This is a genomic window from Pseudogulbenkiania sp. NH8B (genome assembly GCF_000283535.1).
Taxonomy (GTDB): Bacteria; Pseudomonadota; Gammaproteobacteria; order Burkholderiales; family Chromobacteriaceae; genus Pseudogulbenkiania; species Pseudogulbenkiania ferrooxidans.
Genome location: NC_016002.1, coordinates 2,824,348 through 2,848,557 on the forward strand (window position 1 = coordinate 2,824,348; position 24,210 = coordinate 2,848,557).

Genomic DNA, 24,210 nt, shown 5'->3' on the forward strand with positions numbered 1-24,210 from the left:
TCTCAATCCTGCTAGCGTGGCGGGCGCGGCATGAAACGGACCGTGGCCGTCGCGGGTTTGTGCACGCAGCTGGCATCGTCACCAAAGGCCGGGGGCGACTCCCAGTCGGCATCCAGATTCTCTTCTTCCTGAACCGTCAGACAGGACCAGTCCAGGCCCGGCTGACGGATGCCCAGCAACAGAACGTCCGGCACGGCGGCGTACAGGCTGCCCTTTTCGATCAGGGCCTGCCCCAGTTTGCGCAGGACATCGGCGCAATCAGCCAGCGTCGCATTGGCCTCGCTGAGGGGGCGCCGGCTCAGGAATTCGAGCACGGCCGGCAGATAATCCGGCAACTCGCCTTCGACCAGTGACAAGCCCGCCCGGGCATACGCCAGATGCAGATCGACCATCGCCGGACCGCGATCGCGCGACTCCCCATGCACGTGCTCGAACAGGTACAAGGACGTACGGCGGCCCCGGTCGAATAGCGCGACGTAGTCTTCTTCCAGTGATAGCGGCTCTCCTGCTTGCAGCGCCTCGATCAGCCGCCGCAGCCGTTCTCCCGACTCGACAGGCAGACGCCGGACAAGGGGCGTCAGCAGCTCGCCGATTTCCGGCAGCGCCGCCAGCAGAGCCGGTCCGGGATAGGTTAGCAACGCGCCCAGCGCGTGCAGCTCACGTGGGGTGTCAGTAATCAACGCTGTTCTCCGGATTGTGGCCCGCGATGGTTTTGAGCGGGATGACTTTCTTGCCACCCATCTTGCCGCCGAACAGACTCAGTTCACTGCTGCCGTCCGAGCAGCCGTTGCCAAAGGTAAAGCCACACTCGCCGCGCAACTGATAGGCATTTTCGGCGTATTCGCGGTGGGAGGTCGGAATGACGTAGCGGTCTTCGTAGTTGGCGATGGACAGGTAGCGATGCATGTCCTCCGCCTGGGCGACTGACAGCCCAGCCTGGGCCAGGATGTCCGGACTGTCGCGGCGTTCGAGCTGACGCACCCGGTAGAAGGCGCGCATCGCCAGCATCTTTTCCAGCGCCGCCGCGACCGGCGCTTCCTTGCCGGCGGTGAGCAGATTGGCAAGGTAGCGCAGCGGAATGCGCAGGCTGGAGACGTCGGGGATATGGCCCTTGGCGCCGATCTCGCCGGCGTTGGCACGCGCCTGGATCGGGGAGAGCGGCGGCACGTACCAGACCATCGGCAAGGTGCGGTACTCGGGATGCAGCGGGAAGGCGATCTTCCACTCCACCGCCATCTTGTAAGCCGGCGACTCGCGAGCGGCATCGAGCCACGCCAGCGGCATGCCCTGCTTCAGGGCTTCTTCACGCACCGAGGCGGAATGGGGGTCGAGGAAGACGGCCAGTTGCGCTTCGTACAGGTCCTGTGGGTCTTCTACCGAGGCGGCGCTTTCGATCCGATCGGCGTCGTAGAGCAACACCCCGAGATAGCGGATGCGACCGACACAGGTTTCCGAACAGACCGTCGGCTGACCCGACTCGATGCGCGGATAACAGAAGATGCACTTCTCGGCCTTGCCGCTCGACCAGTTGTAATAGATCTTCTTGTACGGGCAGCCCGAGACGCACATGCGCCAGCCACGGCATTTGTCCTGATCGATCAGGACGATGCCGTCCTCCTCACGTTTGTAGATCGAACCGGACGGACAGCTCGCCACGCAGGCCGGGTTCAGGCAGTGCTCGCACAGGCGAGGCAGATACATCATGAAGGTGTTTTCGAATTCGCCGTAGATTTCCTTCTGCACCGCCTCGAAGTTGTAGTCCTGGCTGCGCTTGGCGAACTCGCCGCCGAGGATTTCCTCCCAGTTCGGTCCCCATTCGATCTTTTCCATCCGTTGTCCGGTCACGATGGAAATCGGTCGGGCCACCGGCGGGGTCGGCATCTCCGGCGCGGTTTGCAGGAATTCGTAGTCGAACGTGAAGGGCTCGTAGTAGTCGTCGATCTCCGGCAGATTGGGATTGCCGAACAGGTTGAGCAGCAACTGCAAGCGCCCGCCCTGCTTCAGCTTGAGCTTGCCGTTGGGCTTGCGCTCCCACCCCCCGCGCCAGTGTTCCTGATTTTCCCAGTCTTTCGGATAGCCGATGCCGGGTTTGGTTTCGACGTTGTTGAACCAGGCGTACTCCATGCCCAAGCGGCTGGTCCAGACGTTCTTGCAGGTGACCGAACAGGTGTGGCAGCCGATGCATTTGTCCAGGTTCAGCACCATCGCGATCTGGGCGCGGATCTTCATGAGCGTTCTCCTCGTGCCGCAAGCGGGGTATCCATCCAGTCCACCTTGTCCATCTTGCGCACGATGACGAATTCGTCCCGGTTCGAGCCGACCGTGCCATAGTAGTTGAAGCCGTAGGCCAAGTGCGCGTAGCCGCCAATCATGTGCGTCGGCTTGACCACGGTGCGGGTCACCGAATTATGGATGCCGCCACGGTGACCGGTGATCTCCGAGCCAGGGACATTCACGATCTTTTCCTGTGCGTGATACATCATGCACATGCCCTCCTTCACTCGCTGACTGACCACGGCTCGTGCGGCAATGGCCCCATTCAGGTTGTAAAGCTCGATCCAATCGTTGTCGACGATGCCACCTTTCTGCGCGTCGACCTCCGATAGCCAGACGATCGGCCCGCCGCGCGAGAGCGTGAGCATGATCAGGTTGTCGGTATAGGTGCTGTGGATGCCCCACTTCTGGTGCGGGGTGATGAAATTGAGCACGACCTCGGGATGGCCATTCGGCTTTTTCCCGACCAGCGGCGCGACGGTTCGGGTATCGATCGGCGGCCGGTAACTGGCAAAACCTTCGCCAAAATCCCGCATCCAGGGATGATCCTGATAAAACTGCTGGCGCCCGGTCAGGGTTCGCCACGGGATCAATTCGTGCACATTGATATAGCCTGCGGTGTAGCTGACATGTTCGCTTTCAATGCCTGACCAGGTCGGCGAGGAAATGATCTTGCGCGGCTGTGCCTGGATGTCGCGATAACGGATCTTCTCGTCTTCACGGACATCGGCAAGATGCGCATGCCCGCGCCCGGTGAATTTCTCCAGCGCCTGCCATGCCTTGACCGCAACTTCGCCGTTGGTCTCCGGCGCCAGCGACATGATCACCTCGGCAGCATCGATGTCAGTTTCGATGCGTGGCATACCTTTGGTCGGTCCTTCCTCTGACACGATACGGTTGAGCCGTCCCAGCCCTTCGACCTCGGCCCCGGTATCCCAACCAATACCCTTGCCACCGTTGCCGAGCGTCTGCATCAGCGGCCCAAGGGCGGTAAAGCGTTTGTAGGTGTTCGGGTAATCACGCTCGACCACCACGATGTTGGGCGCGGTCTTGCCGGGCAGCAGATCACACTCGCCCTTTTTCCAGTCACTCACGCCATAGGGTTGGGCAATCTCTGCCGGCGTATCGTGCTGCAGTGGTTGCAGCACGATGTCCTGCTCGACACCAAGGTGGCCGGGCACCAATTCGGAAAATTTCTTGGCAATGGCCTTGTAGATTTCCCAGTCACTTCTTGTTTGCCAGGCAGGATCAACCGCCGCCGACAGCGGATGAATGAAGGGATGCATGTCCGAGGTATTGAGATCATTCTTCTCGTACCACGTGGCGGTCGGCAACACCACATCGGCGTACAGGCATGTCGTAGACATGCGGAAGTCAAGCACCGTGATCAGATCGAGCTTTCCTTCCGGCGCTTTCTCGTGCCAGACCACCTCCTCCGGCTTGGCTCCGCCGGACTCGCCCAGGTCGACACCCTGCATGCCATGTTGCGCCCCGACAAAGTGACGGAGAAAGTACTCGTGCCCCTTGCCGGAAGAGCCGAACAGGTTCGAACGCCAGACGAACAGGTTGCGCGGGAAGTTCTTTGGGCTGTCCGGGTCTTCGCACGCCAAACGCACCGCACCGGACTTGAGTTCACGGACCAGGTAGTCCTTGGCATCCAGCCCGGCCGCGCGCGCTGCGCTGGCAATGGACAGGGGATTGCGATCGATCTGCGGCGATGAAGGCAACCAGCCCATGCGCTCGGCACGGACGTTGAAATCGATCAAGCTGCCGCTATAGCGGGCCGGATCGGCCAATGGGGAGAGCAGCTCGCTGGCATGGAGCTGCTCGTAACGCCACTGATCGGAATGCGCGTAGAAGAACGAGGTGCCGTTCATGTGCCGCGGGGGGCGAACCCAGTCGAGGGCGAAGGCCAGCGCCGTCCACCCGGTCTGAGGCCGGAGCTTCTCCTGACCAACGTAGTGCGCCCAGCCACCGCCGGACACGCCGACACAGCCGCACAGCATCAGCATGTTGATGGCGGCCCGGTAGTTCATGTCCTGGTGGTACCAGTGGTTCATCGCGGCGCCGATGATGATCATGGCCCGGCCTTGAGTACGCTCGGCGGTTTCGGCAAACTGGCGCGCGACGGCTACCACCTGTTCTGCCGGGACGCCGGTAATGGATTCCTGCCATGTTGGCGTATATGGCACATCGTCGTCGTAATCGTGGGCGACGGCCCCGCCCAACCCCCGGTCCAGCCCGTACTGGGCGCAGAGCAGATCGAACACGGTCGCGACATGGATGGTCTCTCCGTTCTGCTCCAGCCGCTTCACCGGGACATGACGCAGCAACACGTTGCCCCCCTGCTCGTTGTGCCGGAACTGCGGGTGTTCGACCGCGCCAAAATAGGGAAAGGCGACTGTTGCCACCTCGTCGCGACGGTCGATCAGCGTCAGCGCCAGATCGAGATCACGGCCATCGGCCCCGTCTTTTTGTTCGAGATTCCACTTGCCGAGATCGCCGCCCAGTTGCTGGCCCCAGCGGAAACCGATCGCCCCCTGTGGTACGGCATAGTTGCCACTGGTCCGGTCGATGCCGACGGTTTTCCATTCCGGGTTGTTGTCCTGCCCGAGCTTGTCGGGAAAATCGCTGGCCCTCAAATAGCGGTCGGGCACGAACTGGTCGCCGTGCTGCTTTAGCGTCACTAGTAGCGGCAGATCGGTCAGCCGGCGGCAGTAATCGTCGAAATAAGGGACTTGCCGTTCGAGATGGAACTCGCGGAGGATGACGTGGCCCATCGCCATGCCGAGCGCCGCATCGGTACCCTGCTTGGGGTGCAGCCAGAGATCGGAGAGTTTGGCGACCTCGGAGTAATCCGGCGTGATCGCCACGACCTTGGTGCCGTTGTAACGGGCCTCGACAAAGAAATGCGCATCGGGGGTGCGCGTCTGCGGGACGTTGGAACCCCAGGCGATGATGTACGCCGAGTTGTACCAGTCGGCCGACTCCGGCACATCGGTCTGTTCGCCCCAGGTCTGCGGGCTGGCCGGCGGCAGGTCGCAATACCAGTCGTAGAACGATAGCAGCGTGCCGCCGATCAGGCTCAGGTAACGGGAACCCGCGGCATAACTGACCATGGACATGGCCGGAATCGGAGAGAAACCGACCACGCGGTCCGGGCCGTGGTGCTTGATGGTGTACACGTTGGCAGCGGCGACGAGCTCGGTTGCCTCATCCCAGCTCACTCGGACGAAACCGCCGCGCCCCCGAATGGACTTGTAGTCCTTCACCCGTTGTGGATCCTCAACGATCGAGGCCCATGCCGCCACAGGGTCAAGCGTCTTGCGCGCCTCACGCCACAACCGTACCAGACGCCCCCGGATCATCGGATACTTGAGCCGGTTGGCGCTGTACAGATACCAGCTGTATGAAGCCCCGCGCGAACAGCCGCGTGGCTCATGGTTGGGCATGCCGGGGCGGGTCCGCGGATAATCAGTCTGCTGCGTCTCCCAGGTAACGATGCCGCCCTTGACGTAGATCTTCCAGCTACAGGAGCCGGTACAATTCACGCCGTGCGTGGAACGTACGATCTTGTCGTGCTGCCAGCGCTGCCGGTAGGCCACCTCCCAGTCGCGGTCCTCTTCCCGCACCTCGCCATGACCGTCGGCATAGGGCTCGCGTGGCCGGGTGAAAAAGCTCAGACGATCCAGAAAGTGGCTCATGAGGTTCCTCCTCTTTGGCGTCGGCCGCCGTTCAACAGGGCAGGCTGGCGTGCTTTCTCGCGTAAAACACCCAGCAAATCAATGTGCAGCTCAGATAGAACAGTATGAATACATATAGTGCACCTTCCGTGCGGCGGGTAAGCTTTATCGAAGCGCCGAATCCGTTTGGAATGAAAAAATCGCCGTAGGCACCGATGACGCCGGCAAAGCCGGTTATCTCCGCCGCTTCGGTCACGTTATGGGGCCGCCCCGCTGCGACTCCTCGCTGTCGCCCTTGGCCTTGCACTGGCTCAGTGCAGTGAACACCATGGGGATCATGCGGAAGACCGAGCGATTGCCAATTCCCGATAACAGGTGCCGCAGTTGCACTACCTGCCCCCCAGTAATTACCCCCCAGCTATCCTTCCGTTGGACAGTTTCCAAGGCAGGGACCTCAACACATTGAATGTCACCAGCGCCAAATACGACCAGCGACACCCGTGCACCACCGAGATAGTCGAAATCGCTATCCATTTCCAGCCGCGGGTCATGGCGGGCAGAACGCTATAGAAAATGCGTAGCGTCACACCAGACAGCGATGGCACGGCGGTCAGCATGAAAAGCTGGGCCTTACTGTAGGAGAAACCGGAGAACCACGATGCTCCAGATGACCTGAGGAGAAAGCCAGGATCGGGCAGAGGATCGATACCCCAGACTGCGGCAAGTGATACCCGAACCTTGCGGGCCCCAGAATCGCTCGTCCTCATGCTCTCGGTACGTAATCGGCACTCCACTCACGGCAGGCCCTTCATTGGTGCAGCCAGTTACAACACTAGAATATGCTGCCGTAGTTTCCTAGGAAGACGACCAAAGGAATTATGCTGGTGATATGCCGATTTCAAATATTTGGGGATGAATAGGTCAAAAGCATTGATCTGCCTAGAGTTCAACGTTTGGCATGGCTCTACTTGCGTAATCCGGCTCATGCTGAGAACTTCCCTGTGATTTCAAGTCCGTGTAGGGTAAGCGGACATCGCCTCGTTCCTTTACCTTGTAAGGCCTCTTTTCGATGAACTTGTCCCCCTCAACGGTTCAAATGTCCGTCGACTCCGACTTGGCCAACATGTCCCCAGCCTACTTCGGCATGGTCATGGCTACCGGCATCGTCTCGTTGGCTGCCTACCAGCAGGGTATCCTGGGCCTGGCACAGGGACTGTTCTATGCAAATATCGTCTTTTATGCAGTGCTATGGATGCTGACGGTGCTGCGCGCCGTACGTTATCCGCACCAGTTCCTCGACGACATGATCGATCACCTGCGCGGGCCAGGTTTTTTCACGATGGTGGCTGCCACCAGTCTCATCGGCAGCCAAGCCGTTGTGCTCAATGGCAATTTCGCAATCGGCATGACGATGTTCGCCGTCGCCGTCGGGCTGTGGGTCCTGTTGACGTACACAGTCTTCACCGGCTTCATCGTCAAGGAGACCAAGCCCACGCTCGACAAGGGCATCAACGGCGCTTGGCTGTTGGCGGTGGTGGCGTCGCAATCGCTGGCGGTGCTCGGCACGCTGGTGGCGGCCCATATCCAGCAGCCCAACCGGCTAGAAGTCAATTTCCTCGCACTATCGATGTGGCTGCTGGGCGGTATGCTCTACATCTGGACGATGTCGCTGATCTTCTACCGCTACACAATGTTCCGGTTCTCGCCAGCCGACCTGTCACCGCCCTACTGGATCAACATGGGGGCCATGGCCATCTCCACGCTGGCGGGCTCGATGCTGATCCTCAATGCCCCGGATGCGTGGTACTTGCGCTCGCTGGAGCCGTTCATCAAGGGCTTCACCGTCTTCTACTGGGCCACCGGTACATGGTGGATCCCGATGCTGCTGGTACTGGCCGCGTGGCGCCACATCTATCGACGCTTCCCGCTGCGCTACGACCCGCTGTATTGGGGCGCGGTGTTCCCGCTGGGCATGTACTCGGCCGGCACCCACCAAATGCTGCAGGCGATGGACTTTGGCTTCCTGTGGTTCCTACCACAGGCGTTCTTCTGGGTCGCGCTGGTCGCCTGGTCGGCCACTTTCCTCGGGCTGGTGCGCCAACTCATGCAACTCGTGGCGGCACGCTACGCGCGCCGGAGTTGAGCCGGTACACCCCCGGGAACCCGCAGCGCGTGGGGCCTATCCGCTGCTGCCAAACCGCTTCCTGCCAGCTTCTTAGCCCAGCCACCCAGGTTACTTTCCATAATCGCAGGCTTTGCATAATCGGCCTTAACAGTCACGCTGGACATAGTCGAGTATTGGCTGCGTTACACAAAAATTCGGACTCACTCACGGTAGTGCGCAATTGGACTGCTGCTCAATACATTCCATCATGGAATCCATCAATGCCAAAGCTTCGTTTGAAAACATGCCATAGCAAGTTGAAACTTAGGCAAGTTTCAAAGGAGCAAGGCCATGCACAAAGTAAGCAGACTTCCGCGCATCGATGGTGACCTGGGGTGGTTCGAGACCGCGCCGGATCGCCAGATTCGTCTCGGCAAGCGCCTCAAGGGCGTCCATCAGTTCGACGTGGCCATCATCGGCGCTGGTTTTACTGGTGTTTCGCTGGCATATCGTTACGCCGAGATCAATCCTGGCGCGCGCATTGCCTTGATCGATGCGCTGCAGGTCGGGCAAGGAACGTCTGGCCGCAACTCGGGCTTCATCATCGATCTTCCCCACAACCTGGATGCAGGCAAGCCGGACGTTGAGCATGATCGTCGACTGTATCAGCTCAATACTTTCGCCATCGAACGCTTGCGGCAATTCAAGAATTCTCTCGACATCAACTGCAGTTGGCTCGACGTAGGCAAATATATGGCGGCCCATGAGGAACGCAATCTATCTGGCCTCGACAGTTTTATCCAAACCCTGAAGGCTTCGAATTTCGAATACGAGGTCGTTGAAGGCAAAGCCCTGGAAAAACGTCTCGGCACCAACTATTACCGCGCCGCGGTTTACACACCGGGCAACGTCTTGGTTAATCCCTCTGCGCTGATACGCGGATTGGCTGCCGGGCTGCCCAAGTCGGTCTCGCTGTTTGAAGAGAGCCCGGTCATGGCGTGCGAATACGGCTCTCCCCATGTGCTGAAATTCGTTGGCGGCACGATCAAAGCCAAGGTTGTCGTGCAAGCAGCCAACTCGTTCAACGAGGAGTTCGGCAAGCTTTCCAACCGGATTGCTCCTGTCTTCACCTATGCGAGCCTGACCGAGCCGCTGACAGATAAACAATATTCAGAGCATTTCAAGGCTGTTCAGCCTTGGGGAGTGACCTCGGCACATCCGGCGGGAGCCACCGTGCGGTTTACTGCCGACCGCCGCATTTTCGTCAGGAACATGCTCGATTTCGAACCCGGCCTGCAAAGCACCCAAGAGGGGCTGCACAAAGCCTGGATGCAACATCGCCGGTCATTCGAAGCACGCTTCCCATTCTTGAAGTCGATGGCTTTCGATTTCACCTGGGGCGGCATGCTGTGCATGACGCTCAATCACGAGCCGGTGTTCAAGGATGCCGGCGATGGCGTGTATCTGCTCGGCGGCTGCAATGGCGTGGGCGTGGCGAAGGGGACCTACCTCGGCTACTACATGGCGGACCATATGAACGGCATCAAGAGCGATAACCTCGGTTTCCTCCTTGCCAATAGCAAGCCAAGCTGGGTGCCGCCGGATCCTTTCCGGAAGGTCGGTGCCCGTCTGCGCCTCAAGTACGAATCGGGAAACGCCGGCGGCGACATATAACCTGATGGGGCTGGCGCGGGGCATCCGGCCGAGTGCTGTCTAGGCAGGCAATCGACGTTTCATGGACTTTGATGGAAACTTAACCAGGACTTGCATAATGATTACCCGAACAAAGCAAAACCAGCGGATGTCGCAACTCGTCAAATACGATGGGTTCATCGAAACGGCGGGGCAGGTGGCGGAAACCCCTGCGCTCGATATCAAAGGCCAGACCCTGGAAGTGTTGGGCAACATCGAAGCCCTGCTGGCTTCCGTCGGGGCGAGCAAGCAGAACCTCACGCGCATCCAGATCTGGTTGGCCGACATGGGCGATTTCGACGCCATGAATGCGGTCTACGAAGACTGGCTCGCGGATGTGGAAAAGCCGGTCAGAGCCTGTGTGGAGAGCCGTCTGGCCGCGCCGGAGTACTTGATCGAAGTACAAGCCTTCGCCTATCTCAAATAGCGCCTGGCATCCCTTCAGTAATGAAATCCATAGCCCTGGGGTTTTCAATCTCAGGGCTCTTGCACGATTTATCCAGGAATGCCAGGGGAAGCGGGACCGATATGCGGGCTATCCATGTGTATTGGCATGCTCTGCCTGCAGGTCGGCCAGCAGCCAGTCCCGGAATACCATGGCGGAAGGGCTCAGGGAGCGGCTTTTCCCGTAGACCAGATAGTCGCTCTTGCCAGGCGCGTAATAAAACTCACTGACGCGCTTGATGTCCTTGTTCGCCAATAGGGCATGCGTCATGAACTCCCAGCCCAAACCGATACCCATGCCTTGAACGGTCGCATCCAGGGCGAGCGTGACTTGATTGAACAACTGGGCATTCTTGGGGATGGTGTAGGCAATGCCGAAATGGGCGAACCAGTCGATCCAGGTGGGCCAGCGCCACGCGCTGGGGTCGAGATGAATCAGACGTTGCTGGAGCAGTTCTTCCGGCATCAGCAGTTTGTCGATGGGATAGTCGTAGCGACTGACGGGATAGATCCGTTCTTCGAAGAGCATGTGGCTGTGTAAGGGCACTCGCCAGTTGTTGTCACCGTTGAGAATGCCGAGGTCGAAGCGCAAGCAGGACATTTCCGTGATCTCATTCGTCGCATAGATGTTGACGGTGATATCCGGGTGCTGCGTGTTGAACCGCGCGATGCGCGGGAACAGCCAGTAGTGTGACACCGCCTGGGTGCAGCTGATGGTCACGCTTTGCCCTTCCGCCCAGCTGCGGATGCGGCTGATGCTCTCTGTCAATTGCTGGAGCATGGCATTCACGTCGCTATGGAGTTCCTTCCCGGCATCGGTCAATAGCAATTGCCGCGCCTCCCGCCTGAACAGTTCGAACCCCAGACTTTCTTCCAGAATCCTGATCTGCTTGCTGACCGCACTCTGGGTAATGAACAACTCATCCGCCGCCTTGGTGAAACTGCGATGCCGTGCCGCCGCCTCGAAAAACACTAGCGTATTCAAAGGTGGCAGATGCCGAAAAGTTGTTTTCATGGAAACGTTCCCGTATGCGGACTATTGCAACAGTTTACCTCGGTTAGGCACAGTTTTCGCATTCCATAATGGAATGCATATATGCCAAGAAATCCTTTGTTGCAAAAAGCCGATTGGCTCATATTTCACCATGAAAACCGCAGCTTATCGAACACGGTGAACGGTTTGAAGAAGAATGATGAGCTACCAGAAAACATCCACCCCAGCTTCTTTTTCGGAGCCAACCATGAGCGTCAAGAAATTCGTTCTCACCCTTGCCTGCGACGACCGTAAAGCGATCGTCGCGGCCGTCGGCAACTGCATCGCGGCCCAGAGCGGCAACATTATGGAGAGCGGCCAGTATGTGGACCCGGATAACCACCGCTTCTTCATGCGCGTGTGCTTCGAGGTCCACGAGAAAATGACCATCGACGATTTCAGGCAGGGTTTTGCGCCGGTGGCGCTGGCTTATGGCATGGATTGGCACGTGTTCGACTTGGATATCAAGCCGCGTGTGATGATCATGGTGTCGCAGCTCGGCCATTGCCTGAACGATCTGTTGTATCGCAACAGCATCAACCAACTGCCGATGGAGCTGATCTCGATCGTCTCCAACCATCAAACCTTTGCCCGCCGTGCCGAGCACGAGGGCATCCCGTTTCATCATCTACCGATCACCGCTGACACCAAGGAGGAGCAGGAGGCAAAGCTGCTCGAACTGGTGCGGGAACAGAAAATCGACTTGGTCATACTGGCGCGCTACATGCAGGTGCTGTCCGACGATCTGTCTCGTGAGCTGGCCGGCCAGGTCATCAACATCCACCACTCCTTCCTGCCCAGTTTCAAGGGCGCGCGCCCCTACCATCAGGCGCACAAGCGCGGCGTGAAGCTGATCGGCGCCACCGCGCACTACGTGACGGCAGATCTGGACGAAGGCCCGATCATCGAGCAGAACGTGCATCGCGTCGACCATTCGGCCACCGCCGACGACATGGTCGCCATCGGCCGCGACACCGAATGCCAGGTACTGGCCAAGGCGGTAAAGCTCCACCTCGAACATCGGATTCTGCTCAATGAAGATCGCACCGTCATCTTTCACTAACCAGCCTTACCTCATCGATGGCAAGGCTTCGGCCAGCCAAGTCATCGCCAGTGTGACGGCGGCAGTCAGGGCGGAGCGACAGCGTCCCGGCCTGGCCGTCATCCTGGTTGGAGACGATCCTGCCAGCACCGTGTACGTGCGCAACAAGAGCCGCCGTGCCGAAGAGTGCGGATTTCTCTCGCGGCAATACACCTTGTCGGCCGAAACGCGGGGAAGCGAGCTGTTGGAATTGATAGGCCGGCTCAACGGCGATCCAGAAATTCACGGCATTCTCGTGCAGTTGCCATTGCCCAGGCATATCGATGCCTGCCGGATCATCAAGGCGATTGATCCGAGCAAAGACGTGGACGGCTTTCATTACGTTAACGTCGGACATCTCGCCACCGGGGCGCTGCACGAGGCGCTGGTGCCCTGCACCCCACTGGGGGCGCTGCACCTGATCCAGGAGGTGCTCGGCGACAAGCTGTGCGGCCTGCACGCCGTGGTGATCGGACGTTCCAATATCGTCGGCAAGCCAATGGCCAACCTGCTGCTGCAGCACGATTGCACCGTGACCATCGTTCATAGTCGTACCTTGTCCCCCGAGGCGGTGTGCCGCCAGGCCGATATCGTCATTGCCGCTGTCGGGGTGCCGGGCCTGGTTAAGGCCGATTGGGTCAAGCCGGGGGCCGTGGTCATCGACGTGGGCATCAACCGTATCGACCACCCGGGGGACTATTCGCGGCTAGTGGGGGATGTGGACTTCGACGAGGTGAAAACCGTGGCGTCGGCCATCACGCCCGTTCCCGGCGGCGTTGGCCCGATGACCATCGCGATGCTGATGCAGAACACGCTGAATGCCGCCAGGAGAAGCCGTATCCAGCAAGCGTCGGCGGTTTGAGGCGATGGCCCCCGCTCTTTTGCCTCGCCTTACTCTGGTCGGAACAGATGAGCGATGGGGCAGCTCAATGGCGCGCCGCTTGGGGCTGCTAGTAGTGGACGAAATGGCGGAGACGGAAGGACAAGTGATGCTACTGGCAGCCCATGGTTGTGAGCTGGTACAAGGACATTACTTCAGCAAGGCACTCTCTGCCGAGGCCTGCGAGAGGTTAATTGGGGCGGGCCCTTTAACGCTGCCGGTGGTCTCAATAAACAGAATCATCCCCCCACGCTGTTGGTTCTGGACGATGATCCTTTCGTCACGGACTTGGTGAGTAGGGAGCTGCGAAATGCCAGCTATCGCATACGGGTGGCCAATGACGTCGATGCCGCCTTCGAACTGCTGACGTGTCATCAGGTTGGAGTGGTGCTGAGTGACCAGAGCATGCCCAAATTGACAGGAACCGAGTTTCTTGGCCGCGTCAAACAACTGTACCCACAGACGGTAAGATTATTGTTCAGCGCCTACCGGAACTTTGAGCTCGCCACTGCAGCAATCAATCTGGGCGCGGTACACCACTTCCTGACGAAACCGTGGAACCCAAATGAGCTGAACCAGCTTATCGCCCAAGCCTTCACTACTCATGCACGCATGGCATGGAGGAGCCCCGCATGTTCAAACGAACTAGCCCTTTCGTTATGCAGAAAGGCTCCAACGAGCTAGGGTGTATTCACAGTAGGAAATTAATTACGTGGTCAATGTCGACAAAGCGTAACCCGAAGAATTCTCACGCACACAGAAAAACTGACAGGCTTAGCCGGTCAACCGAACCGGCGCGCTCAACATGACAGATGAGCGTCTCAGAAGGCAGAAGCACTCTATCATTTCGTCGCTAGGGCCTGCCAGTTGCTGTACAACATTTCTCTCCATTTATTTCCAGTCAACGAACCCGTTATTCTGTATATCCGCCTGCTGTTGGCGTATGTGATCGACCACCTTCCCATGGCTGTCGACTCCATGCGACCACTGATCAAAATAGACTAGTTCGTCGAGCGGCAGACGCGGTAGCCAACCAGCCTCCTCCAACTCTGGCCTCTGGTAGAAATGGCTCACATAACCGAGGCATAGATAGGCAATCGGCGTAATGGACAGTGGAATGCCCAGAATCTGTTTCAATTCGTTCGGCTTGAAAATGCTGACCCAGCCTACTCCCAGTCCCTCCGCTCTGGCGGCTAGCCATAGATTCTGGACTGCGCAGACGGAGCTGTAGAGATCCATCGTTTTCATATGTGTCCGCCCGATAACGATAGGGCCAGTCCGCTTCCGGTCGCAGGTGATGCACAAATTCACCGGCGATTCCAGAATGCCTTCGAGCTTCAGGCCTCGATAGATGTCCCTACGCTCGCCATCGAACATAGCGGCGGCTTCGTCGTTTGCGTTTTGGAAGAGATCATGGACGCGCCGTTTGACGCCCTGCGAGCGGATCACGATGAAATTCCACGGCTGCATGAAGCCTACCGACGGCGCATAGTGCGCGGCCATCAGGAGGCGGCTGAGCACCTCGTCTGGAATCGGGTCGGGCAAAAACTGACCGCGCACGTCGCGGCGGCTGAAAATGGCACGGTACACCGCATCACGGGCATCGTCAGAAAAATGATGAGTATTTTGGATGGTTGGGCTTTCCACTTTGTCCCCTTCTGGAAAAATGGACTGCCAGTCCAGGCAGCCTGTTTCATCTCCCGGCCGGTCTTCTGACTCGGACTCATCCGTCCGGAACGCCTTCCCGACCTGAGTCAGTGGCTTGGGGACTTACAATTCCCGTTGTTCCGTTCGTCCTCCTCACAGCGTTGGGCACGTGGCGGAATTGCACCGCCTTCCCGATTCTCCCCAGGGCTTCCCCCGTAGGCACCGAAAGACGAGCCGTGTAAGAATCCTCACGGCTTGGGGCGATGCTAACTTGTGGTTTCGACAGCGGCCATACGTCATTGGAACGGCAAAGACTCATCACAAAGGATACGTGCTTGTGTGGCGTGTAAAGGGTAGGCCACCCTGCCGCCAGCCTCCGCTGCAACGTCCGTCCAAGGCGTGCAGAGGCAGACAGGTGGCATTCCGAGTGCGATGTGCCCAGTTGCGGCATACGGGCTGCCATCACCCTCTCCCCGGTTCTGCTTGGGGTGGATTTGCACACACTGCGTTCTCACCAAGTTCCTCTAAACAAACAGCTGGGCCATCTGCTCATAGGGCGATAGCCCTTTCGAAGGGGCTTCATGATGGGTAAAGGTACGCAAAGGCAAGGAACACAAGGCAGGAAGCATAAGCTGGCCATGCACCACGATTCGGAACCATAAGCTGGCCGCGCTCTGGGGTGACGGAGTCAAACGAATTGGCGGATCAAACCCTTGTGTGGCAGGGGTTTCAGGCGATGGGAAAACTCAAACGGCCGGAGTCGATCAGAAAAATCGATGGAATTTGCGATTCATCGGAAGCATAAGCTGGCCGTTTGGCCACTTTATGCTGCCGGTCACACAGTTGGAGGGGCAAGATAGGAAATGGTGGACCGAAGGAGGATCGAACTCCCGACCTCTGCATTGCGAACGCAGCGCTCTCCCAGCTGAGCTATCGGCCCTTTGGATTGTCATGAGCAGGTGTGACTTCGCTTGTATTAAAGGCGAAGGGTCACGACATCAAGGTGTCCCGTTATTATGTGATGTCTCGTTTTGCGCGGCAAGAGGGGCTTGGCAAGTTATGACTTCGCAATAAACGCGGGCCGTGGATGCGTAACGGAGTTCCGTTCTTCAGCATATCGGGTACGAGGTGTCGGCTATGCGGCCTCCGGTTTCCGGGATCTGCTTCAAGGCGTGCGCCCACCAGGGATATCAGGAAACGGCTGACAGTGAGGGGGCAGCCTGGCTGGAGCTATCGGATGAAGCTTTCGATACTCTCCCGTCTTGCTGCCGTGCCCGCGTTCTCATCGTCCGAACCGGGCGGTTATGGGCCGCACTCAGGGGCTCGGCGCGACATCTTTCCATGCCGGAGCCGCAAGCGGCTGAGAGACCGGCAGCATAAAGTGGCCAAACGGCCAGCTTATGCTTCCGATGAACGGCGGATTCCATCGGTTTTTCTGATCGACTCCGGCCGTTTGAACTTCCCCATCGCCTGAAACCCTTGCCACACCAGGGTTTGATTCGCCAATTCGGTTGACCCAGCCACCCCAGATCGAGGCCAGCTTATGCCTCCGGCCTGGCTTGGCCTGTGTTTGCGCACCTCAAGCCATCATGCCCTTGCCTAGGCGGCAGCCCAAGAGCAGAGGGCCAGGCTGTTAGTTACCCGCTTTCAGCGATAATGACGCCATGCCGAAATGCCTTCCTGAAAGCGGTGACGTGCTTGGCATGATCAAGTCATTCACAAGGGCTTGTCCCCGAACCGGCATCGATCAGGTCTCGCGGATAATCGATATCCCGGACCACGCCAGGATCATCGACGGGGCACAGGGTGAGCTTCTGATGGTGTTGTTCCAGCAGGGTTTTGCCGCCTTGGTCACCGGTCAGTCCAGCCAATGGGTTCTGCCAGGCGCGGGCAAAGCCTACCGGGTGGCCGCGTCGCCCCCGGTATTGCGTGGCGGCCAGGCTGGCGCCGGCCTGCAGGGCGGCGGCGACGGCGGCATGGCTGCTGCTGGCGATGAACGGCATGTCGGCCAGCGCGACGATCCAGCCGGCCGCCTCGGCGGTGGCGCGCACGCCGGCGGCCAGGCTATGCCCCATGCCGCCCTCGGCCTCCGGGCAAAGCACGATTTCACAACCTGCCGCCGTCAACACTGCGGCCAATTCGTCCCGGCCGGGCCGCAGCACGGCCACGACACGTGCACACACCGGCAGAAGACTGGCGGCGGCAGCGACCGCCATCGGCGTACCGTCCGGCAGCCTATGCGATAACTTGTCGCTGCCGAAGCGGCGGCTGGCCCCGGCCGCCAGCAGAATGCCGACGATCGGGTGAGACTTGGGCGAGGCGCTCATGCGGCGCGGCAGCCGGCTTCGGCGGCGGCGCGCTTCGGGCGCAAGCCGTCCGGCGACCACACGCCGTTGCGCACCGCGGTCATTTCAGCCAACACGGCCAGGGCAATCTCGGGCGGCGTGCGGCTGCCGATCGGCAAGCCGACCGGCCCGTGCAGGCGGGCGACTTCGTCCGCCGTCAGGTCGAAATGCTCGAGCAGCCGTTCGCGCCGGCGCCGGTTGTTGAGGCTGGAGCCCAGCGCGCCGACGTAAAAGGCCGGCGCCTTGAGCGCCTCCAGCAAGGCCATGTCGTCCAGCTTGGGATCGTGCGTCAGCGCCACTACGGCGGTGTGCGCATCGGGGTTGAGTTCCAGCACCACGTCGTCCGGCATGCCGGGCAACAGCCTTGTACCCGGCACCTGCCATTCCGCCGCGTACTCGCTGCGCGGGTCGCAGAGGAACACCTGGTAATCCAGCGCCTGCGCCATCGGTGCGAGGTAACTGGAAATCTGCCCGGCACCGATGATCAGCAGGCGCCAGGCCGGGCCGTGCACGGTACTCAGCGCATGATCATCCCAGCTCAGCGAGTCTGCTGCCGAAGCCGCCGTGATCGTACAGCCCTCCTGGCCCATGACGACGGTGCGTCTGGCCAACTCTCCACGCTCGACCACAGCACTTAAGGTTTCAAGTGCGGCAAGATCGGGCCAAGGCTCGATGACCAGTTCCATGGCACCGCCGCAGGGCAGGCCGAAGCGGCGCGCCTCGTCCTGCGTGACACCGTATTTCACCGCATAGGGCTCGCTCGAAGCGAAGCCTTCCCGCAGCAGGCGTTCGATCAGGTCAGCTTCGATACAGCCGCCGGACACCGAGCCCTGCACCTGTCCGTCGTCGCGCAGCGCCATCCAGGAGCCTGGCGGGCGCGGTGCCGAACCCCAGGTGCGGGCCACGGTCACCAGCGCGAAGCGGTGCCCGTCCGCCGCCCACCTCAGGGCCGCGTCCAATACCTGCCGGTCGGTGCTGTTCATGGCTACACCTTCAGCAGTTCGGCGCTGATCGGCAGCTTGCGGGCGCGCTTGCCGGTCGCTGCCGCGAGCGCGTTGGCCACCGCCGGCGCCAACGGCGGCACGCCCGGTTCGCCGATGCCGGTCGGCTTGTTGGCGGAGGGTACGATATGCACCTCGACGCGTGGCATGTCTGCCATGCGGATCGGCGGGTAATCGTGAAAGTTGGACTGGTCTACCTTGCCGTCGCTCAGCGTGATGGCGCCATACAGCACCGGGGCCAGGGCGAAGCCGATCGCGCCTTCCACCTGCGCCCGCACCACGTCCGGGTTGATGGCGATGCCGCAGTCCACCGCGCATACCACGCGGTCCACGTGGAAGCTGCCGTCCGGCTGTACCGTGACTTCGGCCACCTCCGCCACCACGGTGTTGAACGACTCATGCACCGCTACGCCGCGCCCGCGCCGCTCGCCGGGCTTGCCGGGCGCCAGCGGCGTGCCCCAGCCGGCCTTGTCGGCTGCCAGCTTGAGCGTGGCGGTATGGCGCGGGTGTTCGGCCAACATGGCCAGGCGCCAAGCCACCGGGTCGTGCCCCGCCGTATGCGCCAGCTCGTCGAGGAAAGTCTCGGTCGAGAACGCGGTATGGGTCGAGCCGACCGAGCGCCACCACAGCACCGGCACGCCGATATCGGTCGGGGTATGCAGATCCACCAGGATATTGGGGATGGTATAGGGCAGATTGGCCGCCCCCTCCACCGAGACCGGGTCGATGCCGTCCTTGACCATGGCAGCGAAGGGCGAGCCGCCCAGGATGGACTGCCCCACCAGACGATGCTGCCAGCCGGTCAGACGGCCCTGGCTGTCCAGCCCGGCGCGCAGGCGATGGTGGAACATGGGGCGGTAGTAGCCGGCACGCATGTCGTCCTCGCGCAGCCAGACCAGCTTGACCGGAACGCGCCGGTTGAGCGCCTTGGCGATATGGGCGGCTTCCAGCACGTAGTCCGCGTCCTTGTTGGCGCGGCGGCCGAAACTGCCGCCGGCATACAGCGTGTGGATGCGCACCTGCTCGGGCTTGAGGCCAAACAGCTTGGCCAGCGCCATCTGGTCGCCGGTCTGCATCTGGTCGCCATTCCACACTTCGCAACCGTCCTTGCTCCAGTGCACCACGCAGTTCATCGGCTCCATCGCCGCATGAGCGAGATAGGGAAAATCGTAGGACGCTTCCAGCGTGTGGGCGGCGCCCGCCAGGGCCTGTTCGGCATCGCCGGCCTTGCGGGCGACGGCTCCGGGCTGGCCGGCCAGTTCGTGGTAGCGCGCCAGAATCTGCGCCGAGCCGAGCTTGAACGCCTGGCTTTCGTCCCATTCGACCACCAGCGCGTCGCGCCCCTTCTTGGCGCTCCAGGTATCGCGGGCGAGCACCGCCACCCCGGTGGGGATGGCCAGCACGGCCACCACGCCCTTGACGGCTTTGGCCTTGGCGGCGTTGAACGACTTCACCTTGGCGCCGAAGCGCGGCGGGTGGGCCACCACGGCGGTGAGCATGCCCGGCAGGTGGATGTCCTGGGTGTACACGGCCTTGCCGGTGGTTTTGTCGATGTTGTCCTTGCGCGGGATGCGCTGTCCGATCAGCTTGAAATCCTTCGGGTCCTTGAGTTTCACCTCTGCCGGTGGCGTCAGCTCGGCGGCGGCAGGCGCAAGTTGGCCGAAGCTCGCCTTGCGGCTCGATGCGGCATGCCGCACTTCGCCGTTGGCGACGGTGATCTCGCCGGCCGGCACGTTCCACTGCTTGGCCGCCGCCGCCACCAGCATGGCGCGGGCCGTGGCGCCGGCCTTGCGCAGTTGCTCCCACGAGTTGGCCATGGCCGTGCTGCCGCCGGTACCCTGGGCGGGCCCCCAAAACAGGTTGTTGAAGCGCTTGGCGTCGGCCGGCGCGCTTTCCACCCGCACCTGGTTCCAGTCTGCGTCCAGTTCTTCCGCCACGATGGTGGCGAGCCCGGTGTAGGTGCCCTGCCCCATTTCGAGATGCTTGGAGATGACGGTGACGCTATTGTCCTCGCCGATGCGCAGGAAGGCGTTCGGCTCGAAGGCGGCATGTGCCGCATTGGCGCCGGCCGTGCCTGCCTTAGCCGCTGGGGCGGCGCTGGCGGCCTTGGCTGCCGGCAGATAGACCGCCAGCGTCAGGCCGGCCGCGCCTTGCAGGAAGCGGCGGCGGCTAACATTTTCGATACTGCTGGTCATGGTGTTCTCCCGGTCAGGCCAGCAGCTTGGCTGCTTCGTGGATGGCGGCGCGGATGCGCACGTAGGTGCCACAGCGGCACACGTTACCGCCCATCGCATTGTCGATATCGGCGTCGCTCGGGTTGCGGTTGCTGTGCAACAGCGCCACCGCGCTCATGATCTGGCCGGACTGGCAGTAGCCGCACTGGACCACGTCGAGCTGCTGCCAGGCTTGCTGCACCGCCTGGCCAACCCGGTCGTGGCCCACTCCTTCGATGGTGGTGATCTTCTTGCCCTTGGCGGCGGAAACCGGCGTGCTGCAAGAGCGGATCGGCTGGCCGTCGAGGTGCACGGTACAGGCGCCGCACAGCGCCATGCCACAGCCGAACTTGGTGCCGGTCATCTGCAGCGTGTCGCGCAGCACCCAGAGCAGCGGGGTATCCGGTGCGGCGTCGACACGCATCGCCTGGCCGTTTATGTTGAGAGTGATCATGACGTGGCTCCGAGTGAACGCAAACAATTCAAGGTATTGTCCTGACTGTCCGCAGGCGGGGGATAGTCGGATTCTGTGACTTTCTAGCCTAATCCTCCGTCCTCCATGCAGAATGAAAGATAGTACGAAACAGCTGATGTAGCATGGCCGCCAGCAGCGTTGAGGAGTGGAAATTGAAACAGCAGGCCCGCGAACAGGAACAGCTCGAAGCCGTACGTCAGGAACTGGCCGCCGCCATCGCCAATTGGGTGAACAGCGATGCAGCCCCCTACGTCACCGCCATCCAGAGGCTGACGCTATACCGGCTGCAAATGCCGTCCGAACCGATCCGCTGCATTTTCGAACCCGGCATTGCGCTGATCGTCCAGGGCAGCAAGCGGGTATTGCTCGGCGAGGAAACGCTCTCGTATCACGCGGGCCAGCTTCTGGTCACCGCGGTGAATGTGCCGACCATTGCGAACATCACGACAGCGAGCCCGGAACAACCCTATCTGGCGCTGTGGATGCCCATCGATTTGCAGGCGATGGCCGAGTTGATGGTGGAGGGCAATCTGTCTCCCCCGCGCCCACAGCCGACCTCGCGCGGCATCGCGGTCGGCCAGGCCAACACGGCGATTCTCAAATCGTTTCTGCGCCTGATCGAACTGCTCGACGAGCCGGAAACCATCCCGGTGCTCTCTCCGCTGATTTTGCGGGAAATCCTGTACCGCCTGCTGATGAGCGATTTTGGTGCCCATCTGTGGCAAATCTCCACGGCCGGCAGCCAGAGCCACCGCATCGCGCACGCGATCGACTGGCTGCAGGCCAATTTCGCCAAGGCCTTGCGGGTCGAAGAACTCGCTGCCTCGGTACAGATGAGTGCCTCGACCTTCCATCACCACTTCAAGGCGCTGACGGCGATGAGCCCGCTGCAATACCAGAAGAAACTGCGCCTGCACGAAGCGCGCCGGCTGATGCTCAACGACCGCCTGGACGCGGCGACCACCGCCTTCCGCGTCGGCTATGAAAGCGCGTCCCAGTTCGGGCGCGAATATCACCGGATGTTCGGCGCGCCGCCGGCTCGCGACATCATGGGCTTGCTCCAGGCCATGGGAGTGGAGCCCTCGGCCGACGAAAACATGCAACGGATCGATACCCTTTCGGCGTGACGCCACGGCGAGCAGGCGGCCTTCCCGCCTGCTTCACGGCAATGATTACGTCTGGGGTTCGAGGCGGCGGCCCTTACCGATGACCAGCACGGCCAGCACCAGTAACGCCGTGCCGCCGAATAGCGGTGCCGTGATCTGGACTTTCACTCGCCAAAGCCGGCAACCGTGCCCGCGGCAAGGTCAAAACCTGCCGAAGACAACGGGTCGAAGGCGATGCCCCCCTGGGCAAAGATGTCCTTGATCGCCATCACCGCGGAAAAGGCGTTCGGCCAACCTGCATAGAACGCCAGGTGCGTGACGATCTCGGAAATCTCGCCAGGGCTGATGCCGTGCTCGAGCGCGAGATTGACGTAATGCGGCAAGCCCAGGGGCTGGTTGCACGCGATCAAGGCGGCCAGCGTCACCATGCTGCGCTCGCGGGCAGGCAAATCGGGCCGCTGCCACAGCTTGCCGACGATCGCGTCCTGAGTGAGCTGGGCCAGCGCCGGTGAGACCGAGCACACATCGTCCATGGTGATGGCGGCATGGCATGGATTCGGAGTGGACATTGCCGTGCCATCCTTACTTGAATTGGCGCGTGATCTCGGCGACACGCTGGCCGAGGTAGGCGGCGGTCTGCAGGTCGCTAGGGATTGGCGACAGTTCGGGCGACACGTCGTCGGACTGTGCCATCGCGCCCAGCCAGCCACCGATGCGGTTGCGTTCATCCGGCGTGCGGCCGGGGAACAGGTCGAGCCCGACCCAGATCATGCCGTGCTGGGCCGCGAACAACGCCATGGTGATCAAGCTGTTGAGCTTGTCGCCGTGCAGGGCGCCGGAGTTGGTGAAGCCGGCCGCGATCTTGTTGCGCCAGGTCTGCGGCACCCACGCCGGGCCCGTGGAATCTTCCATGACTTGCTTGAGGCGGGCGCTGACCGTGCCGTTATAGGTGGGCGAACCGAAGATGATGGCGTCGCTGGCGGCCAGCGTTTCCCACTGGATCGGGCCGTCGGCCACGGCGATCAGTTGCGCTTCGGCTCCGGGCACCTGGCCTACGCCTTCGGCCACGGCCTGGGCTTGTTTGGCGGTATGACCATGGACACTGTCGTAAACGATCGAAATCAGCATTGCGTTCTCCTTGTCGGATCGGGTGGTGGATGTCGCCGATTATGGACAAGTCGATTCGCGAACAGAACGCACGGCCTGGTTGATGATTCCATAACTTCAAGTTGATAATGAAGCATTCAACACCGGTTGCAGCTCCATGGATTCATCGCAGCGCGTGCGCGCCATCCTTTCCTTCGTGCAGGCCGCCCAGAGTGGCAGTTTTGCCGCCGCGGCACGTAGCCTGGGCATTTCCTCGGCGGCGGTGAGCAAGAATGTGGCCAGCCTGGAACAGGGCCTCGGCGTGCGCCTGATGAATCGCACCACCCGCTCGCTCAAGCTCACGGCCGAGGGCCTCGCCTTCCTGGAACAGGCTCGCATCGCGCTGGATGCGCTGGATGCCGCGGTGGATACCGTGGCCGCGCAGCGCGTGGTGCCGGCCGGGCGCGTGCGCATTTCGACCAGTGCCGCCTTCGGGCGCGACCAGGTGATGCCCGCCCTGCCCGGCTTGCTGGAGCGCCATCCCGCGTTGAGCGTCGAGGTGGACTTCGACGACCGCCGGGTCGACCTGGTGCAGGAGGGCTACGACCTGGCGGTCCGGGGCGGTCAGCTCGTCGACTCCGCCTTGGTGTCGCGCCTGATTTGCCGCCTGAACATGGTACTGATCGCGTCTCCCGCCTACCTGGCCCGGTACGGGGTTCCCCGCACGCCACAGGACCTGCCGCAACATCGCCTGATCGCCCGGCGTTTTCTTGGCGGACGGCTCTCGCCGTGGTGCTTCCGGCTGGCGGACGGCAGCCTGGACGAACGGGAGCCGGCCCCCGCCGTCATCACCGTATCGGCACCCGAGGCCCTGGCGCAGGCGGCGCTGGCCGGTCTCGGCATCGCCCAGGTGGGCATCCATCACGCCTGGCCTCATCTGCGCGCCGGCTCGCTCAAGGTGGTCTTGGCCGACTGCCACCACCCCGGCACCTACGAGATGGCGCTGCAATACCCGCACCGCGCCTTGCTTGCGCCACGGGTGCGCGCCACCGTCGACTACCTGCTCGAGGCATTTGCCCGTGACGAAGCCCTGCATGTGCCGTTGACGGCCTTGCACGCATTCTCCGCCTGATTGGGGGCCGACAT

Annotated in this window: 19 protein-coding genes, 1 tRNA gene and 1 riboswitch; of the genes, 8 read left to right on the forward strand and 12 right to left on the reverse strand. The window is 61.2% G+C overall.

The window, feature by feature from the left end; translation table 11 throughout:
- Positions 1 to 11: 11 nt before the first annotated feature.
- The 3 genes from narJ to NH8B_RS13025 are packed head-to-tail and all read right to left on the reverse strand — an operon-like array spanning position 12 to position 5,978.
- Positions 12 to 680, reverse strand: coding sequence for a nitrate reductase molybdenum cofactor assembly chaperone (gene narJ / locus NH8B_RS13015; protein ID WP_014087711.1), 669 nt, complete (start codon positions 678 to 680; stop codon positions 12 to 14).
- Positions 670 to 2,229 (reverse strand): nitrate reductase subunit beta, encoded by a 1,560-nt coding sequence (narH, locus tag NH8B_RS13020; protein WP_008953535.1) that lies wholly within the window; start codon positions 2,227 to 2,229, stop codon positions 670 to 672. The genes narJ and narH overlap by 11 nt, the downstream gene beginning before the upstream one ends.
- Positions 2,226 to 5,978 (reverse strand): nitrate reductase subunit alpha, encoded by a 3,753-nt coding sequence (locus tag NH8B_RS13025; protein ID WP_014087712.1) that lies wholly within the window; start codon positions 5,976 to 5,978, stop codon positions 2,226 to 2,228. The genes narH and NH8B_RS13025 overlap by 4 nt, the downstream gene beginning before the upstream one ends.
- A 1,102-nt stretch (positions 5,979 to 7,080) precedes the next feature.
- On the opposite strand from NH8B_RS13025, the gene NH8B_RS13035 reads away from it, so the two are divergent.
- From NH8B_RS13035 to NH8B_RS13045, 3 genes are all read left to right on the forward strand, one after another.
- Positions 7,081 to 8,100 (forward strand): tellurite resistance/C4-dicarboxylate transporter family protein, encoded by a 1,020-nt coding sequence (locus NH8B_RS13035; RefSeq protein ID WP_198408178.1) that lies wholly within the window; start codon positions 7,081 to 7,083, stop codon positions 8,098 to 8,100.
- 312 nt (positions 8,101 to 8,412) lie between these two features.
- On the forward strand, positions 8,413 to 9,735 hold the full coding sequence (locus NH8B_RS13040; protein WP_014087715.1) for an NAD(P)/FAD-dependent oxidoreductase: 1,323 nt from the start codon (positions 8,413 to 8,415) through the stop codon (positions 9,733 to 9,735).
- A gap of 97 nt (positions 9,736 to 9,832) precedes the next feature.
- Entirely contained in the window at positions 9,833 to 10,180 is a 348-nt protein-coding gene (locus NH8B_RS13045; protein WP_041702974.1) for a RidA family protein, read from the forward strand.
- 108 nt (positions 10,181 to 10,288) lie between these two features.
- On the opposite strand, the gene NH8B_RS13050 is transcribed toward NH8B_RS13045, so the two are convergent.
- Positions 10,289 to 11,212 (reverse strand): LysR substrate-binding domain-containing protein, encoded by a 924-nt coding sequence (locus NH8B_RS13050; RefSeq protein WP_041702976.1) that lies wholly within the window; start codon positions 11,210 to 11,212, stop codon positions 10,289 to 10,291.
- Between the two features lie 226 nt (positions 11,213 to 11,438).
- On the opposite strand from NH8B_RS13050, the gene purU reads away from it, so the two are divergent.
- From purU to NH8B_RS21390, 3 genes are all read left to right on the forward strand, one after another.
- On the forward strand, positions 11,439 to 12,293 hold the full coding sequence (gene purU, locus NH8B_RS13055; protein ID WP_014087718.1) for a formyltetrahydrofolate deformylase: 855 nt from the start codon (positions 11,439 to 11,441) through the stop codon (positions 12,291 to 12,293).
- Positions 12,265 to 13,173 (forward strand): bifunctional 5,10-methylenetetrahydrofolate dehydrogenase/5,10-methenyltetrahydrofolate cyclohydrolase, encoded by a 909-nt coding sequence (locus NH8B_RS13060; RefSeq protein ID WP_014087719.1) that lies wholly within the window; start codon positions 12,265 to 12,267, stop codon positions 13,171 to 13,173. The genes purU and NH8B_RS13060 overlap by 29 nt, the downstream gene beginning before the upstream one ends.
- A gap of 273 nt (positions 13,174 to 13,446) precedes the next feature.
- The gene (locus tag NH8B_RS21390; protein WP_369751157.1) at positions 13,447 to 13,875 is read left to right on the forward strand and encodes a response regulator; all 429 of its coding nucleotides are present in this window, start codon (positions 13,447 to 13,449) and stop codon (positions 13,873 to 13,875) included.
- Between the two features lie 207 nt (positions 13,876 to 14,082).
- Here NH8B_RS21390 and bluB read toward each other — a convergent pair whose 3' ends face one another.
- From bluB to NH8B_RS13095, 6 genes are all read right to left on the reverse strand, one after another.
- Entirely contained in the window at positions 14,083 to 14,838 is a 756-nt protein-coding gene (bluB, locus tag NH8B_RS13070) for a 5,6-dimethylbenzimidazole synthase (protein ID WP_014087721.1), read from the reverse strand.
- Positions 14,839 to 14,875: 37 nt separating this feature from the next.
- Positions 14,876 to 15,080: riboswitch (cobalamin riboswitch) on the reverse strand.
- A 622-nt stretch (positions 15,081 to 15,702) separates the two neighbouring features.
- Positions 15,703 to 15,778 (reverse strand) — tRNA-Ala (locus tag NH8B_RS13075).
- Positions 15,779 to 16,550: 772 nt separating this feature from the next.
- A complete protein-coding gene (locus NH8B_RS13080) occupies positions 16,551 to 17,165 on the reverse strand; it encodes a nucleotidyltransferase family protein (protein ID WP_014087722.1) in 615 nt (204 codons plus the stop codon).
- Complete coding sequence (locus NH8B_RS13085; protein WP_041702979.1) at positions 17,162 to 18,166, reverse strand: XdhC family protein; 1,005 nt, start codon at positions 18,164 to 18,166, stop codon at positions 17,162 to 17,164. Before NH8B_RS13085 ends, NH8B_RS13080 begins: the two co-directional genes overlap by 4 nt.
- Before the next feature lie 2 nt (positions 18,167 to 18,168).
- Positions 18,169 to 20,379, reverse strand: coding sequence for a xanthine dehydrogenase family protein molybdopterin-binding subunit (locus NH8B_RS13090; protein WP_014087724.1), 2,211 nt, complete (start codon positions 20,377 to 20,379; stop codon positions 18,169 to 18,171).
- 13 nt (positions 20,380 to 20,392) lie between these two features.
- Positions 20,393 to 20,851, reverse strand: coding sequence for a (2Fe-2S)-binding protein (locus tag NH8B_RS13095; RefSeq protein ID WP_008953530.1), 459 nt, complete (start codon positions 20,849 to 20,851; stop codon positions 20,393 to 20,395).
- A gap of 173 nt (positions 20,852 to 21,024) precedes the next feature.
- Here NH8B_RS13095 and NH8B_RS13100 point away from each other — a divergent pair, with 173 nt between their 5' ends.
- Entirely contained in the window at positions 21,025 to 21,999 is a 975-nt protein-coding gene (locus NH8B_RS13100) for an AraC family transcriptional regulator (protein WP_014087725.1), read from the forward strand.
- A gap of 143 nt (positions 22,000 to 22,142) precedes the next feature.
- Here the strand turns inward: NH8B_RS13100 and NH8B_RS13105 are convergent, their stop codons facing one another.
- Both NH8B_RS13105 and NH8B_RS13110 read right to left on the reverse strand, forming a co-directional pair.
- Positions 22,143 to 22,547: a carboxymuconolactone decarboxylase family protein gene (locus NH8B_RS13105; RefSeq protein WP_014087726.1), complete on the reverse strand. Its 405-nt coding sequence runs from the start codon at positions 22,545 to 22,547 to the stop codon at positions 22,143 to 22,145.
- A gap of 13 nt (positions 22,548 to 22,560) precedes the next feature.
- Positions 22,561 to 23,106: a flavodoxin family protein gene (locus tag NH8B_RS13110; RefSeq protein WP_014087727.1), complete on the reverse strand. Its 546-nt coding sequence runs from the start codon at positions 23,104 to 23,106 to the stop codon at positions 22,561 to 22,563.
- A gap of 136 nt (positions 23,107 to 23,242) precedes the next feature.
- On the opposite strand from NH8B_RS13110, the gene NH8B_RS13115 reads away from it, so the two are divergent.
- Positions 23,243 to 24,196: a LysR family transcriptional regulator gene (locus NH8B_RS13115; RefSeq protein ID WP_014087728.1), complete on the forward strand. Its 954-nt coding sequence runs from the start codon at positions 23,243 to 23,245 to the stop codon at positions 24,194 to 24,196.
- Positions 24,197 to 24,210: the final 14 nt, after the last annotated feature.

Excerpts from the sequence above, each read along its gene's own strand:
- narH (WP_008953535.1), bottom strand. The coding sequence starts at position 2,229 with ATGAAGATCCGCGCCCAGATCGCGATGGTGCTGAACCTGGACAAATGC.
- NH8B_RS13080 (WP_014087722.1), bottom strand. The coding sequence starts at position 17,165 with ATGAGCGCCTCGCCCAAGTCTCACCCGATCGTCGGCATTCTGCTGGCG.
- NH8B_RS13035 (WP_198408178.1), top strand. The coding sequence starts at position 7,081 with ATGTCCCCAGCCTACTTCGGCATGGTCATGGCTACCGGCATCGTCTCG.
- NH8B_RS13095 (WP_008953530.1), bottom strand. The coding sequence starts at position 20,851 with ATGATCACTCTCAACATAAACGGCCAGGCGATGCGTGTCGACGCCGCA.
- NH8B_RS13040 (WP_014087715.1), top strand. The coding sequence starts at position 8,413 with ATGCACAAAGTAAGCAGACTTCCGCGCATCGATGGTGACCTGGGGTGG.
- NH8B_RS13060 (WP_014087719.1), top strand. The coding sequence starts at position 12,265 with ATGAAGATCGCACCGTCATCTTTCACTAACCAGCCTTACCTCATCGAT.
- NH8B_RS13085 (WP_041702979.1), bottom strand. The coding sequence starts at position 18,166 with ATGAACAGCACCGACCGGCAGGTATTGGACGCGGCCCTGAGGTGGGCG.
- NH8B_RS13045 (WP_041702974.1), top strand. The coding sequence starts at position 9,833 with ATGATTACCCGAACAAAGCAAAACCAGCGGATGTCGCAACTCGTCAAA.
- NH8B_RS13050 (WP_041702976.1), bottom strand. The coding sequence starts at position 11,212 with ATGAAAACAACTTTTCGGCATCTGCCACCTTTGAATACGCTAGTGTTT.
- NH8B_RS13025 (WP_014087712.1), bottom strand. The coding sequence starts at position 5,978 with ATGAGCCACTTTCTGGATCGTCTGAGCTTTTTCACCCGGCCACGCGAG.
- NH8B_RS13115 (WP_014087728.1), top strand. The coding sequence starts at position 23,243 with ATGGATTCATCGCAGCGCGTGCGCGCCATCCTTTCCTTCGTGCAGGCC.
- purU (WP_014087718.1), top strand. The coding sequence starts at position 11,439 with ATGAGCGTCAAGAAATTCGTTCTCACCCTTGCCTGCGACGACCGTAAA.
- NH8B_RS13090 (WP_014087724.1), bottom strand. The coding sequence starts at position 20,379 with ATGACCAGCAGTATCGAAAATGTTAGCCGCCGCCGCTTCCTGCAAGGC.
- NH8B_RS13105 (WP_014087726.1), bottom strand. The coding sequence starts at position 22,547 with ATGTCCACTCCGAATCCATGCCATGCCGCCATCACCATGGACGATGTG.
- NH8B_RS13110 (WP_014087727.1), bottom strand. The coding sequence starts at position 23,106 with ATGCTGATTTCGATCGTTTACGACAGTGTCCATGGTCATACCGCCAAA.